General features: G+C 38.7%; 10 protein-coding genes, 1 tRNA gene and 3 pseudogenes. 11 read left to right on the plus strand and 3 right to left on the minus strand.

Annotation, left to right across the window (positions count from 1 at the left end; all coding sequences use genetic code 11):
* Nucleotides 1-103: 103 nt before the first annotated feature.
* The 9 genes and pseudogenes from NE623_RS09385 to NE623_RS09425 all read left to right on the plus strand — a co-directional run bounded on the left by NE623_RS09385 (nucleotide 104) and on the right by NE623_RS09425 (nucleotide 9,269).
* Nucleotides 104-718 (plus strand): tyrosine-type recombinase/integrase, encoded by a 615-nt coding sequence (locus tag NE623_RS09385; RefSeq protein ID WP_256272833.1) that lies wholly within the window; start codon nucleotides 104-106, stop codon nucleotides 716-718.
* Nucleotides 719-942: 224 nt separating this feature from the next.
* Nucleotides 943-1,920, plus strand: coding sequence for a choloylglycine hydrolase (gene bsh / locus NE623_RS09390; protein WP_256272781.1), 978 nt, complete (start codon nucleotides 943-945; stop codon nucleotides 1,918-1,920).
* A gap of 38 nt (nucleotides 1,921-1,958) precedes the next feature.
* A complete protein-coding gene (locus NE623_RS09395; protein WP_113998576.1) occupies nucleotides 1,959-2,639 on the plus strand; it encodes a GTP pyrophosphokinase in 681 nt (226 codons plus the stop codon).
* A 36-nt stretch (nucleotides 2,640-2,675) separates the two neighbouring features.
* On the plus strand, nucleotides 2,676-4,235 hold the full coding sequence (gene cls / locus NE623_RS09400; protein WP_256272782.1) for a cardiolipin synthase: 1,560 nt from the start codon (nucleotides 2,676-2,678) through the stop codon (nucleotides 4,233-4,235).
* A 210-nt stretch (nucleotides 4,236-4,445) separates the two neighbouring features.
* Nucleotides 4,446-5,879: a phospholipase D family protein gene (locus NE623_RS09405; protein ID WP_256272783.1), complete on the plus strand. Its 1,434-nt coding sequence runs from the start codon at nucleotides 4,446-4,448 to the stop codon at nucleotides 5,877-5,879.
* Nucleotides 5,858-6,568 (plus strand): response regulator transcription factor, encoded by a 711-nt coding sequence (locus NE623_RS09410; RefSeq protein ID WP_256272784.1) that lies wholly within the window; start codon nucleotides 5,858-5,860, stop codon nucleotides 6,566-6,568. Before NE623_RS09405 ends, NE623_RS09410 begins: the two co-directional genes overlap by 22 nt.
* A pseudogene (locus NE623_RS09415) lies at nucleotides 6,568-7,610 on the plus strand (HAMP domain-containing sensor histidine kinase). Before NE623_RS09410 ends, NE623_RS09415 begins: the two are co-directional and overlap by 1 nt.
* 33 nt (nucleotides 7,611-7,643) lie before the next feature.
* Nucleotides 7,644-8,708, plus strand: coding sequence for an FUSC family protein (locus tag NE623_RS09420; RefSeq protein WP_147609347.1), 1,065 nt, complete (start codon nucleotides 7,644-7,646; stop codon nucleotides 8,706-8,708).
* Nucleotides 8,698-9,269 (plus strand): annotated as a pseudogene (locus tag NE623_RS09425) (CDP-alcohol phosphatidyltransferase family protein). Before NE623_RS09420 ends, NE623_RS09425 begins: the two are co-directional and overlap by 11 nt.
* A 185-nt stretch (nucleotides 9,270-9,454) precedes the next feature.
* Here NE623_RS09425 and NE623_RS09430 read toward each other — a convergent pair.
* A pseudogene (locus tag NE623_RS09430) lies at nucleotides 9,455-9,673 on the minus strand (ATP-binding cassette domain-containing protein); the annotation flags it as partial.
* Nucleotides 9,674-10,699: 1,026 nt separating this feature from the next.
* Between NE623_RS09430 and NE623_RS09435 the strand changes: the two are divergent.
* Nucleotides 10,700-10,776 (plus strand) — tRNA-Arg (locus NE623_RS09435).
* Between the two features lie 57 nt (nucleotides 10,777-10,833).
* Here NE623_RS09435 and NE623_RS09440 read toward each other — a convergent pair.
* Nucleotides 10,834-11,115 carry a hypothetical protein gene (locus tag NE623_RS09440; protein ID WP_256272786.1) on the minus strand — a complete coding sequence of 94 codons (282 nt, stop codon included), beginning with the start codon at nucleotides 11,113-11,115 and terminating at the stop codon, nucleotides 10,834-10,836.
* On the minus strand, nucleotides 11,112-12,287 hold the full coding sequence (locus NE623_RS09445; RefSeq protein ID WP_256272787.1) for a tyrosine-type recombinase/integrase: 1,176 nt from the start codon (nucleotides 12,285-12,287) through the stop codon (nucleotides 11,112-11,114). The genes NE623_RS09440 and NE623_RS09445 overlap by 4 nt, the downstream gene beginning before the upstream one ends.
* 318 nt (nucleotides 12,288-12,605) lie before the next feature.
* Between NE623_RS09445 and NE623_RS09450 the strand changes: the two genes are divergently transcribed.
* Nucleotides 12,606-13,970, plus strand: coding sequence for an AAA family ATPase (locus tag NE623_RS09450; protein ID WP_256272788.1), 1,365 nt, complete (start codon nucleotides 12,606-12,608; stop codon nucleotides 13,968-13,970).
* Nucleotides 13,971-13,993 lie beyond the last annotated feature (23 nt).

Here is a 13,993-nt window from a genome sequence, read left to right on the forward strand (position 1 = left end):
AACATTCGTGGTGATGACAAAATAATCTTTGTCCTGTACCAGCTTCAAAAGATCAACACAGCGTATAAGAAAAGAATCGTTGAATGCATTGGATGGAAAAGATGTGTTGTTGGTATTTCCGACAAATCATAAGAAGAATTCTACGGTCCGTATTTTGAAAACACCGAAGACAGAAAGCAGTGTGCGTAAGATATTCTTACCAAAGAGTGTCGCTAATATGCTAGTAGACTGGAAAGCTGAGCAAGATGAAATGAAAGAAATTCTTGGTGATGAATATATGGACTATAACCTGGTTATGGCAAGTACCTTTGGTCTTCCTCTCGGAGATGGAGCAATCCGTGGTCCTTTAAAAAAACTGATCGAGGACTATAATCTCCCACCGGTTGTATTTCACAGTTTTCGTCATAGTAGCGTTACTTATAAGCTGAAATTGAATGGTGGAGCCATCAAAGCGGTACAGGGTGATTCCGGTCATGCTCAGGTCAATATGGTTACGGATGTGTACTTTCATATTCTGGATGATGACCGAAGGAAAAATGCAGAGCTTTTTGAAGAAGCATTTTATGAGAAAAAGAATCTGGATCCACAGATGCATGTACAGCAGGAAAATAATAATGCAACTGTTGCTGATGAAGTCGATCCGGAACTTCTGGCAAAAGTATTGGCAAATCCGGAGATGCGGGCGTTGCTCAATTCACTGGCGAAGACGATGAAGTAATTAGTCTATCTCCATCATATCTATTGGAATCTCCATCATTTGATGATGGAATGATGGAGATTCAGTTACAAAAAAGGTTACAGATATTTTTACTGAATAAAATTTGCCAGTCAAAAACGCATGGACAAACCGTCTCGTATGCGTTATATTATTTATAGACAAGAAAATATCTTGTGCTTTCGATAGGAGGTTTAATTGAATACTGTTTAGGAGGATAAACAATCATGTGTACAGCAGCAACTTATAAAACAAAAGATTTTTACTTTGGACGAACCCTCGATTATGAATTCTCTTATGGTGATCAGATAATAATTACACCACGTAATTATGCGTTTAATTTTCGCCATGTTGGCGATATGAAAAATCATTATGCAATTATTGGAATGGCTCATGTTGCAGAGAATTATCCTTTGTATTATGATGCTATGAATGAAAAAGGAGTGGCAATGGCAGGACTGAATTTTGTCGGAAATGCTGTTTATGCCGCGATTAAGCCAGATGTGGAAAATATTGCACAGTTTGAATTTATTCCGTGGATTTTAAGTCAGTGTTCTTCTTTAGTTGAGGTTCGCGAGCTTCTTGAACGAATTAGTATTGTTAATACTCCTTTCAGCGAGCAATTACCATTAGCACAATTACACTGGATCATTTCTGATGAGAATGAGTCAATTACGGTAGAATCTATGTCAGATGGTTTGCATATTTATGACAATCCAGTAGGAGTGCTTACGAATAATCCGCCATTTCCACAGCAGATGTTTCAACTAAATAATTATATGTATTTATCTCCTAAACAGCCCAGAAATACTTTCTGCGAAAATTTGGCTCTTGATGCATATAGTAGAGGTATGGGAGGATTAGGTCTTCCGGGAGATCTCTCATCTTCCTCACGCTTTGTACGTGTAGCTTTTACAAAGGTAAATGCAATTTCAGGTGAATCAGAGGAAGAAAGCGTTAGCCAATTCTTCCACATTCTCGGATCTGTGGATCAGCAACGGGGATGTTGCGAAGTAGCGGATGGAAAATATGAAATCACATTGTATACGTCGTGTTGTAATGTTACAAAAGGTATTTATTATTACAATACTTATGAAAACCATCAGATCAGTGCAGTAGATATGCATGTAGAAAATCTGGATAGTGATAAAATGATTTGTTATCCAGTAATTCAAGGAGAACGAATCAACTATCAAAATAAATAATGTTTTGAAATCAGGGATGAGGTAGAAAGGAAAGTTCCATGACAAAAGATGAAGTAACAAAACTCAGGATGAACAGTCCGGAATCACTACAGTTTTTAAATAATGCTACAAAATTTTATAATTTAATGATGATGTATCGTTGTGCTATTCGGGAGATACAAACTAAGCTTGAGGTTTTGGATGATGAATTTTCAGTTGAGAACAATCGAAATCCTATTTCTTTTATAAAAACAAGAATTAAGAAGCCCAATAGTATTTACAATAAACTGCAGAAGATGGGATATGAATTTACAACAGAAAATATACAGACATATCTCAATGATGTAGCAGGCGTTCGAATAGTTTGTGCGTTTATTGACGATATTTATATGATATCAGATTTGATTACCAAACAGGATGATATTAAAGTTATTGAAATAAAAGATTATATAAAAAATCCAAAATCGAATGGTTATCGAAGCTATCATATGATTGTTGAAATACCAGTATTTTTTGCTAAGGGTAAAACACCTATGCGTGTAGAATTACAGATTCGAACCAATGGTATGGATTTCTGGGCAACGTTGGAACATCAACTTCGCTATAAAAAAGGAATTGAAGAAATGCCTGGCTATGATGAGATAAGTGAAGAATTACTTCATTCTGCAAGAGCTATCATTGAAGCAGATAATGAAATGCAGAGAATAAAAGACAAAATTGGTATGTTCCACGAAATTTAAGCAGAAATTTTATCGAGTAGAAAGGTTGGAATATATATGAAACAAGATACTTTAGAAGGAAAAGCGAAAACAAAAAACGGAGTAAAACGATTGTGTTTTTCCATAGTCTGCATTCTTCTAGAAGTAGTTTTTATTATTACTATTGTAACACGCTTAAATGAATATGCAGAAATCATAAATCTATTTACAAGGATTTTAAGTGGAATTTTAGTTTTGGGATTGTATGCATCAGATAAGACATCTTCCATGAAAATGCCTTGGGTTATATTAATTTTAATTTTCCCAATTATGGGTGTAGGCCTATATTTATTGATTGGTTTGAATGGCGGCACACATAAAATGCGTGAGCGATATGCAGAAATTGATAGCAAATTGTTACCAATGCTTTCCGATAATCAGGAGTGCTTAAACAGAATAAACGAAACGATTCCGAAGGCAGGAAATATTGCAAGTTATATACAAAGAAATTCGCAGTATCCAATCTATCAGAATACGGATATTGTGTATTTTGATGAAGCAGTGAAAGGATTAGAGGCACAGCTTAAGGATTTGGAGAAAGCACAAAAGTTTATCTTTATGGAATATCATGCGATAGAAGACGCTGAAGCATGGCATAAGATTCAAGATGTTCTGGAAGAGCGAGTAAAAGCAGGTGTGGATGTTAGAGTATTCTACGATGATATGGGTTCTATAGGCTTTATTAACACAGATTTTGTGAAAAAAATGGAGGCAATAGGAATTCATTGCCGTGTATTCAATCCGTTTATGCCAGGTTTAAATCTGTTTTTGAACAATCGTGATCATAGAAAAATAACAGTTATTGATGGAAAAGTCGGATTTACAGGTGGATATAATCTAGCAAACGAATATTTTAATTACACACACCCGTATGGACAGTGGAAAGATACAGGTATTCGTTTAGAAGGAGATGCTGTTCAGTCGCTTACAGTGACATTTTTAGAAATGTGGAATGCTGTTAGTGAAAAAGCTACGAATGATACTGATTTTAGTAAATACATTATTCATTACGATTATAAAGCACAGCAAACAGGTTTTGTTCAGCCTTATGCAGACAGTCCTATGGATAATGAGCAGGTCGGAGAAGAAGTTTATATCAGTATGATAAATAAAGCTGAAAAATATTGTTGGTTTATGACTCCATATCTAATCATAACAGATGAAATGACGCATGCGTTATGTCTGGCTGCTAAGCGAGGGGTAGACGTAAGAATTATCACACCTGGTATCCCTGATAAAAAATTCATTTATAATGTAACTCGTTCTTTTTATCATGGATTAGTTAAACATGGTGTTCGTGTTTATGAGTGGACTCCTGGTTTCTGTCATGCAAAAATGAGTGTGGCAGATGACTGTATGGCAACTTGTGGAACAATTAATTTGGATTATCGAAGTTTATATCACCATTTTGAAAACGGCTGTTTTATGGCAGATTGTCAGGCAGTTGTGGAAATAAAAAATGATCTGATAAGAACGATGGGAGAATGTCGTGATGTGACAGACCAATATCAAACCGGACGAAGTGCATATTTGCGACTGGGACAATTATTTATGAGATTATTTGCTGGATTGCTATAAAAATCTGATGAAACGACCTTTCAAAAAACAGTTGATTTAGAAGTTAACTGTTTTTGAAAGGCCGTTTTTGCTATATCTAACAGTCTGTTGTACAAAGAAGATTTTGCATGGATGAAAAAACAAACCTTGTTGAGGTTAAATTGAGTTTTCCATTGTATTGTATTGCTAATGAATAAGAATAAGAAATAAAAAGGAATCAGGTGATGTACAATGAAAAAGCATAAAATATGTAAAATCCTTCTTGTTATACTGGCAATTTTTTTATGTGTGGCTTTTTATGAATTGCTCGGAGTCTGCGTTGCATATAAAAAGCAGCCGGAAGTGTCCAATACAACCAAAAAAGAAACAAAAAATGGGTCATGGAACGAATGCAGTGAAAATACAGAACGGGCAGTAATCATAGAAAAGAATCCAGAAGCGCTTTTACAAAGAGTGCGTTTGATCAAGAATGCAAAAAAGGAAATTATTCTTTCTACTTTTGCATTTCAATCCGATGAAAGTGGAAAATTGATCTTAGGAGCACTGCATGATGCGGCAGACAGAGGTGTACATATTCGTCTGTTAGTAGATGGAATGGAGAGCTGGATTGATATGGAAGGAAATCCGTATTTCTATGGATTATCTTCCCATGAGAATTTTGAAATTAAACTGTATAATAAGGCCAATCCGTTGAAACCGTGGAAAATGATGGGTAGAATGCATGATAAATATTTGATTGCAGATGGAAAGAGATATATTCTTGGGGGAAGAAATACATACAATTATTTCCTGGGTGATTTTCCGGGACATAAGAACTATGACAGAGACGTGTTAGTGGTTTGCGATGAACCTGAGAAAGAAAATTCAGTTAACCAGTTGTTAGAGTATTTTGAAACGATATGGGAACAAGAAGACAGTGATTATTTTCATGACAATAAAAAACTGGCAAATAGAAAATCTGTAAAGAACGCAGTTTTAGAGCTGCAGAACGGCTATCAGAAATATTTTGAAGAGAATAAGGAAAGAATCTGCGATACCGATTACACGGACGAAACTTTTGAGACAGAAAAGATTGCATTAGTGTCAAATCCTATTCACACAGGTTCCAAAGAACCAGTAGTGTGGTATCAGTTGGGAGAATTGATGAAAAATGCAAAAAATCGTGTGAAGATCCACACGCCATATATTATCTGTAATGATATGATGTATAATACATGGGAGGAGATTGCAGAGAACGTTTCAGATTTTTCTATCATGACAAATTCAGTTGCGAATAATGGGAATCCATTTGGGGCTGCCGATTATGCGAAAAACAGAAATAGAATCTTAAGTACAGGAATTAATATCTGGGAATATGAAGGCGGTTATTCATACCACGGAAAAAGTATTCTGATTGACGATGATCTGTCTGTAATCGGTTCCTTTAATATGGACATGAGAAGTGCATATCTGGATACGGAACTGATGCTTGTAATTCGCAGTAAAGATATTAATAAACAGTTGGAAGAGGGCATGATGGAATATGAAAGAGTGTCCCGCCAGATATTAGAAGGCGGAACTTATAATGATCCATATCATGTAGAGTCAATCGAATTAACAAAGAAACGTCAGAGAAAAATATTTTTGGTACAGCATCTGCTTGGATGGGCAAGGTATCTGTTTTAATAAGGAGGAAGGAAAACGTGTTTCAAATATTGATTGTAGAAGATGATAAAGAATTAAGCCAGCTATTCCAAAAAGTGCTTGAGAAGAATGGATATCAAGTCAAAAGTGCATCGGATGGAGCACAGGCATTAGAAGTATTGGATAAGGAATATATTGATCTGATCATTTCTGATATTATGATGCCGGTTATGGATGGCTATGAACTAGTGTCAGAACTTCGTTCAGCAGGATATCAGATACCAGTGCTTATGATCACTGCGAAAGGTTCCTTTGATGATATGCGCCAGGGATTTCTTTCGGGAAGTGACGATTATATGGTAAAACCGGTAAATGTGAATGAAATGGTTTTAAGAGTCGGAGCACTGCTTCGCCGTGCACAGATACTGAATGAGCACAAAATTGTGATCAGTTCAACAGAGTTTGATTATGATGCAATGACGGTTACAACTGATAAGGAAAGTCTTGTTTTGCCTAAAAAAGAATTCCTGCTTTTATATAAGCTTGCAGCTTCGCCAGGCAGAACATTTACAAAACAACAGTTGATGGATGAAGTATGGGGATACGAGACGGAGGCAGACCCACATACGATAGAGGTACATATAGGAAGAATCAGAGAGCGTTTTAAAGATAACCCTGATTTTGAAATCGTAACAATGCGTGGAATTGGATACAAGGTGGTGAAAAAATAATGGAACAAAAGAAAGAAAAAGGATTGCGGATCCGATCCTGTCTGACTGGTGCAATCTGGCTGGCACTTGTATTTTCAACAGTCATATCTGCTTTATTATTTGCTTTTTTGAATCATTTTTTTAATCTGCCGGGCAGCATACCTGTGCTTGGCTGGCTTTTGATTTTCAATACATTGATTGCAGGGCTGATCACTTCCTTTATCAATGCAAAGTTACTGGAACCAATTACCAGACTTAGTAAAGCAATGAAGGAAGTTTCTCAGGGAGATTTTGAACAGCATTTGGAAACGAACAGCCGTATAGCAGAAGTTGGAGAATCTTATCAAAGTTTTAACGTTATGACAAAAGAACTTCGTGCAACAGAGGTGCTGCAGATGGATTTTGTATCTAATGTTTCTCATGAGTTTAAGACCCCAATTAATGCCATTGAAGGATATACAATGCTGCTTCAGGGAGAAGAACTGTCTCCGGATCAAGAGGAATATGTAGAAAAAATCTTATTTAACACCCAAAGACTTTCCGGATTGGTTGGTAATATTTTGCTGTTATCCAAGTTAGAGAATCAGAATATACCAATGAAAAAAACAGAATATCGTCTGGATGAACAGATCCGCCAGGCAGTTCTTTCATTGGAAACAAAATGGACAGAAAAAGAAATTGGTTTTCAGGTAGAATTGGAGGAAGTTAAATATACTGCGAATGAAGGACTTTTTATGCATATCTGGATAAATCTTTTGGATAATGCGATTAAGTTCAGCCCTTCAAAGGGGACAATTACGATGTTTCTGAAACAAGAACAGGATTCTGTTAAGTTCATTCTGGAAGATGAAGGACCAGGAATAGAGGATGATGTAAAATCCAGAATATTTGACAAGTTCTATCAGGTAGATGGATCTCATAAAGCAGAAGGAAATGGCCTAGGTCTTGCACTTGTAAAACGGATTGTAGATAGTGCCGGAGGAACAATCAAAGCAGAAAACCGTGAATATGGTGGATGCAGATTTGTTATAGAGCTGCCAAGCAGAAAGATGAGATTATCTAGTTTTAAGATAAATTAGAAGATGGGAGAATTTATATGACATTTTATCAGGAGTTGCAGTTAAATCAGGCAGGTTCTAAAAACCTGTTGAAAAAGAGTGAAACACTAAAAGAAAAACTATATCATATGTGGGTATATCTGGTGAAGATAGCTGCTACAATGGCATTTTGTTTTTTCTTTGTTAGTATTTTCAGCATCCTATTTGGAAATGAGAACAGCATTGTAGGTGTAGTAGTCTTATTATGTCTCATGGTGTTTAGGAATTCGGATCTGGGGATCCACACCGGACAATCTACGATGCTTTTGGCTTTGTTCTTTGTAATTATGACTGTATGTCCGCATTTAGCAAATCAGTTTTCACCGGTATTGGGAATGCTGTTAAATATTGCGGCACTGGCTGTGTTGATTCTGTTCGGATGCCATAATCCATCCATGTTTAATCAATCTACATTGGTTCTTGGGTATCTGCTGCTATATGGTTATGATGTTACGGGAAAAAGCTATCAGATGCGATTAGTCGGAATGGCTTTAGGTGCAGCACTTACCTGCTTCGTATTTTATCGAAATCATAAAAACAGAACTTATAAAAGAAATCTGAAAGATCTGATACAAGAATTTGATATCACTTCTTCCAGAACAAAATGGCAGATATGTCAGATTTTATGCGTACCGATTGTCCTTTGCATTGCAGAACTTTGTAATATGCCACGTGCAATGTGGGCTGGTATTGCAGCCATGTCCGTGATTTTGCCGTCTATGGAAGATATGCACTACAGAGTCCGTAAAAGGATTGTCGGAAATATTGCAGGTGTTATATGTTTTACAGTATTATATTTTCTGCTTCCTTCGTCAATCTATGCATATATAGGAATTCTTGGTGGAATCGGTGTAGGATTTTCAGCACAATATGGCTGGCAGGCAGTATTTAACACATTTGGTGCTTTAGCCATTGCTGCAGAGACATATGGACTACAAGGAGCGGTTAGTCTTAGAGTGAGTCAAAATGTTTTTGGTGTTGTGTTTGCTTTAGCATTTTGTGTTATATTTTATTGGTTTATGCCTAAAAAAAAGGAAAGTGAGGTGACCGTACATGCAGAGTGAAGTGAATCAGGAAGAAAACTTGAATAGAATTATTACGGTTCCTAATCTTCTTTCTCTTTTCGGCTTTGTCTGATTCCGGTAATTATATGGAGTTATTGTGTAAAGAAAAATCCTCTGTTAGCTGGTGAAATCTTATTGCTGTCTGGTCTTACGGATCTTGCTGATGGATATATCGCAAGAAGATTCCATAGGATTAGTAATTTAGGAAAAATACTTGATCCGGTGGCTGATAAGCTGACACAGGCAGCGATGTTAATCTGTCTGTTTACTCGTTTTCCGTATGTGCTTCTTTTAATCGTAATAATGGCAGGTAAGGAGCTGTATATGGTAGTCAGTGGATGTCTTGTGATACAAAAGACAGGAAAAGTACATGGTGCAGACTGGCATGGAAAGATAGTAACCTTTTTATTATATGGAACTGCAGCGGTGCATATTATATGGTTCTACATTACACCGATGGTATCAGATCTGTTGATTTGTTTGTGCGCTATAATGATGGTCATATCGGTCGCTCTGTATATTATACAGAATACCAGGACTATTAAAGGAGAGACTGTATAAGCAATTTTATATTGCAATGACTAGAAAAATATTTAGGAGAAGATAGATATAAACAGTAAGTCAAACACACAAACTATGGAGTCTTTAGTCGGTTTAATAAAATTTTAGATAGAAAATAAATCATTATAAAAAGATCCTGTTCATACTATGATATATAGAACAGGATCTTTATTTACTTTATGCTCCAGATCATTCCGCTTCCACGGGTGGCCGTCAAACTCGATGCTTCCCGATGTGGGGCGCAAAATGCCGGTGACCATTTTTAAAATCGTGGATTTGCCAGCCCCATTCGGCCCCAGCAGACCATAAACCGAGTTGCGCCGGATGTTCAGTGACACATTGTTTACCGCCATTTGCCCCTTGAAATTTTTGCAGAGGTCAGTCGTTTTCAAAATCATATCCATATAATCAAGTTCTTTCTTTGATATTACGGATAGCATACCGGGCAATTTTGAAGATTTCATAAAGATTCCCGAAAACAGAATATGAACAATACACAGTAACCGTGGAGCATATCGCAACAAATCACCAACCTACGCATTTAGGGCCTTAAAAAGCCCTATATTTCAAGGTTTTTCCCGCATAATCGGCGGGGTATGTGAGTGTTTTATCCTATCCCCGCCATAGTGCCGCTCTAAATGCGTAGAATTTACCAGCAGAAAATCGCCGGTTTCTCTGGCTCCATACTCCCAGATATGGTATCATGGAAAAAATCAATCTGACGGGGGTATCAGGATGGACGGACAAGAAAAGCTGCTGGACTATCTAGGGCGAGAAGTACGCCGCCTACCTGCAAAACATAGCAATGAGCGCGCTGTACTTATCCATGCTGCGGGAGTGCGGCATAGATAAAGGTCAGACCATCGCGATCGCCGTCTGTAAGTGCATCGGTACACGGACTCCCACAATTTGTGGAACACCGGAGGGCAACCGGTTTATCCCCGTCATAGATGGTATTTGCTTTGTGTGGGATGTGATTTACATTGTGGAACTGAAAAAGGTAGGTAAAAGAGAAAAAGCAAGAACCGCAGGCTCTCACAGCGTAAGGCATTTTGCCAGATTCTGCGCGAGCCTTCTTGTTTTCTGCGCCTTCACAGTTAGGCGAGATTTCCCTCGATGGCTGACCACCATTTGACCACTACTGTGCAACCGCACTGTTAAATGCCTAAAAAGCCTGTTGTGACAACCAACAACGGGCTTTTTCTTGTTTTGGTCGTAACTGTGCAGAGTCAACAAAATTTACGTTTCAGCGTCTGTTTGTGACGCCTTGTCGTAGTTCTCCGACAACTGCGACATGGTAGGTTTTAGGCTCGTTTTTGTTCGATACAGCGTAATTTGTGCTCGCAAAAACGCGGTGGTCAACGGTAGTCAGACCACGAATTGACCACTATTGAAAATTGACCGATTTTCCCCTATAATTTCATACATCTGCGTCTGTAGCTCAGCTGGATAGAGCACTGGCCTCCGACGCCAGGTGCCGGGGGTTCGAATCCCTTCAGGCGCACCAAAAAATCACCTTGCAATGTACTTTGCAAGGTGATTTTTTGTCTGCTCTATTTTTGCTTTAATTCAGCTTCAGCAGCATATCATCGGTTGCGTCTGTGTACTGCCCCTGCTTAATTTTCTTGTTTCGCAGCTGGTTTACGGCTGTTCTTGCAAGGTGGACTTCCTCACTGGTGAAAACTGCTTTTTTACCGGCTGAGAGAGAATCCACTTTGAGTATCATGTAACCAGTTTCCTGCCAACCTGTATTATTGGCTCTTTGTAGGTAGTAATAATCGCCCAAAGCAGTTATCAGGATAATCTTGTTGGCGTGGGTCAGTTTGATTTTCTTTCCGTTCCTCATAGTCCAATCACCTTTCCGAGCTTTTGCTGTGCCTCACGCTTGTTCTTGTCAAATGCGTGAGCGTAAATATCCAGCGTAGTGCTGGCCTGTGCGTGGCCCAACAGGCTAGCCACCGTGCGGACGTCAACGCCCTGCGCAATCAGCAGGCTGGCGTTCGTATGCCGTAAGCTATGCACATTCAATTCCAGCGGTAAGTTGTTGGCTTTCAAAATCAACTTGAAACGATAGGTGAATGTGCATGGGTTCATCGGCTTGCCGTTAGGCTGGCGGAATAAGTAGTCGTCCTCAGATACGGTTTCGTTCGCCGTCTGCTGCCTATCCCACTCGCATTCTTTCCGCCACGCCTTGAGCAGTTGACACATTTCTTTGCTCAAATACACCATGCGATCACCGCTGCTGGTCTTGGGGTCCTTAGTGATTGATTCTTGGTGGCTAAGTTTGACCACACCCCGCTGTACATGGATTGTACGCTTGCGCCAGTTGATGTCACTCCATTTTAATCCACAGGCTTCCCCACGCCGCAGCCCGGTTGCCAGCACCAGCTTGAAATAGGTTTCGTATTTCATACTCTGCCCTTCAAACGCTGTAATCAGCTTTTTGACGGTTTCCTCGTCAGCCACCGGGCGCTCTTTCTTTTGTCCTTTCGGTTTGTAACATCTCCATGCGGGATTGTGAGTAAGGTATCCCTCGTCCACAGCCGCCGATAGGATGCCGCACAGCGTGTTGTGTAAACCTTCGACTGACTTCTCGGATAGATTCCCTCTGCCGTCCAAACGCGGGCTGTGCCGCATTTCTTCGTAAAAATCTCGGATGACTTCCTTGCGCAAATCCGTCAGTTTATAGTTGCCCAGTGCTGGCAAGATTCTGCGAATATCCTGTTCGTCACGTCGAAATGTGGAGTCCGCCAGCTTCTTCGGTCCTACATCAGCTACCCAATGCTCAATGTACTTTGCCAGCGCTATGCTTCGGTTGATGGGTTCAGGCGTATGTTGAACCTCGCGTTCAAATAGAATTGCCTGCTCCTTTACCCACTTCTCCGCTTGCTTGGGAGTATACTCCTTGGGCGGCTTGACTGTTTTCTGCACAGATTTCAGCCTGTTGCCCTCGTAGTCATACCCACGAGATACCACAATTAAGTAGCTGTTACTGCCGCGTTTTCTGATAGATGCCATTGTTTTCAACGCTCCTTTATATGTTTTATTGACTTGCGGTACTACAAAGCATACCGACAACTGCGACAGAAAGCTATCACCACACCCAACAATCCTTCACCCAAAATTCTACCTATTACTGACAAAAACGACACCGCCATTGCTGACGGTGCCGCTGGTTATTTAACGTCCTTTTCCTTGCTCTACGTTTTCATAAATTCAATATATCACTGTACAATTTATCTTATTGATACATAATGGGTGGCATTAATGCCAACATAGTGGTAGAATTGTCATATATCCAAGGTATACATTGTATTAAGATGACAGGAGAAAAAAATGATTAAAAAAATAAAATGGCATAATCATGCCATCTTGGGCAATTTGGAGCTTGACTTTACCAAGCCTGATGGCACAATCTATGATACTATTGTACTAGCGGGAGAAAATGGTACTGGAAAAACAACAGTCCTTGAAACATTATCCACATTTCTCAACCTTGGATCGATTGAGCCATTTGAGTATATAAACTACATAGCCGATGGCATACCATATACTATTGCACCAAATCCAGATGATAATCCTCAATTGGGATTTCATTTTCGAAAAAATGAAATTGATGGAAAGACGGAAATGATTCGCACCAATCGAAACAACAGTCCTCAATCGATAGAGTCAGACCAAGCAGATATACGGCACTACGGTTTTTCATATTCAAAAGCAAGATCGGGATTTAATACCCAAAAAGTGCGTTCTACAACAACACAACAATTGGATTCCGAAAAATATGAAAATGATTCACAGGATGATTTCACATCAATTAAGCAACTAATCGTTGACATAGATACCCAAGATAATTCCAAGTGGATGGAAATAACCAAGTCTGGGGTAGGAACGTCCTATAATACGTTTAAACTCACATCCAAGATATATAGATTTGAAAAGGCGTTCAATGACTTCTTCGATACTGTAAAGTTTAGTGGTGTGGACAACACTAATCTCGAAGAAATTAAAATTCTCTTTGAAAAGCATACGCGTAAAATTCCTGTTGATAATTTAAGTACAGGCGAAAAGCAAATTGTCTTTCGTGGAGCTCAGCTGTTAAAGAATATAAATAGTATGTCTGGTGGGATTGCTTTGGTTGACGAGCCAGAACTGAGTATGCACCCTAAGTGGCAACAAAAAGTTTTGAATTATTATCGTAGTCTTTTCGACAGAAATGGTTCTCCAGATACACAAATGATTATCGCAACCCATTCTGAATATGTACTTCGTTCAGCACTAGAGGATAGAGATAATATCTTAATTATTGTGCTTAGTGACAATAATGGTACTGTTTGTTCAAGGAATATTACAACTCCTACCGTATTACCGACTATTACATCTGCAGAAACAAACTACCTTGCATTCGGAATTCTTTCGGTAGACTATCATATCGAATTGTACGGATATTTACAAAATAAAACCGAGTGTTCGACTGTAAAAGACTGTGATAACTACATAGCTAACCAAACTGCATTGTTCAATCCCTCACTACATGGCAAGTCTTCTTCATTTACCAATCCTAACAATCACCATACCACAAATTATCAGACACTTCCTACTTTCATACGTAATTTGATTGATCACCCAGACCCAACTCGCAATTACACACAAGACGAACTCAAATTGTCAACAGAGTTGCTAATTGAATTGTGCCGATAACTTTCATTTTTGCACAATTAGAG

The sequence above is a fragment of the Gemmiger formicilis genome (assembly GCF_024462815.1).
GTDB lineage: Bacteria > Bacillota > Clostridia > Oscillospirales > Ruminococcaceae > Gemmiger.

Coding starts and splice junctions, on each gene's coding strand:
- bsh (WP_256272781.1), top strand. CDS start 943: ATGTGTACAGCAGCAACTTATAAAACAAAAGATTTTTACTTTGGACGA.
- NE623_RS09395 (WP_113998576.1), top strand. CDS start 1,959: ATGACAAAAGATGAAGTAACAAAACTCAGGATGAACAGTCCGGAATCA.
- cls (WP_256272782.1), top strand. CDS start 2,676: ATGAAACAAGATACTTTAGAAGGAAAAGCGAAAACAAAAAACGGAGTA.
- NE623_RS09405 (WP_256272783.1), top strand. CDS start 4,446: ATGAAAAAGCATAAAATATGTAAAATCCTTCTTGTTATACTGGCAATT.
- NE623_RS09410 (WP_256272784.1), top strand. CDS start 5,858: ATGGGCAAGGTATCTGTTTTAATAAGGAGGAAGGAAAACGTGTTTCAA.
- NE623_RS09420 (WP_147609347.1), top strand. CDS start 7,644: ATGACATTTTATCAGGAGTTGCAGTTAAATCAGGCAGGTTCTAAAAAC.
- NE623_RS09440 (WP_256272786.1), bottom strand. CDS start 11,115: ATGAGGAACGGAAAGAAAATCAAACTGACCCACGCCAACAAGATTATC.
- NE623_RS09445 (WP_256272787.1), bottom strand. CDS start 12,287: ATGGCATCTATCAGAAAACGCGGCAGTAACAGCTACTTAATTGTGGTA.
- NE623_RS09450 (WP_256272788.1), top strand. CDS start 12,606: ATGATTAAAAAAATAAAATGGCATAATCATGCCATCTTGGGCAATTTG.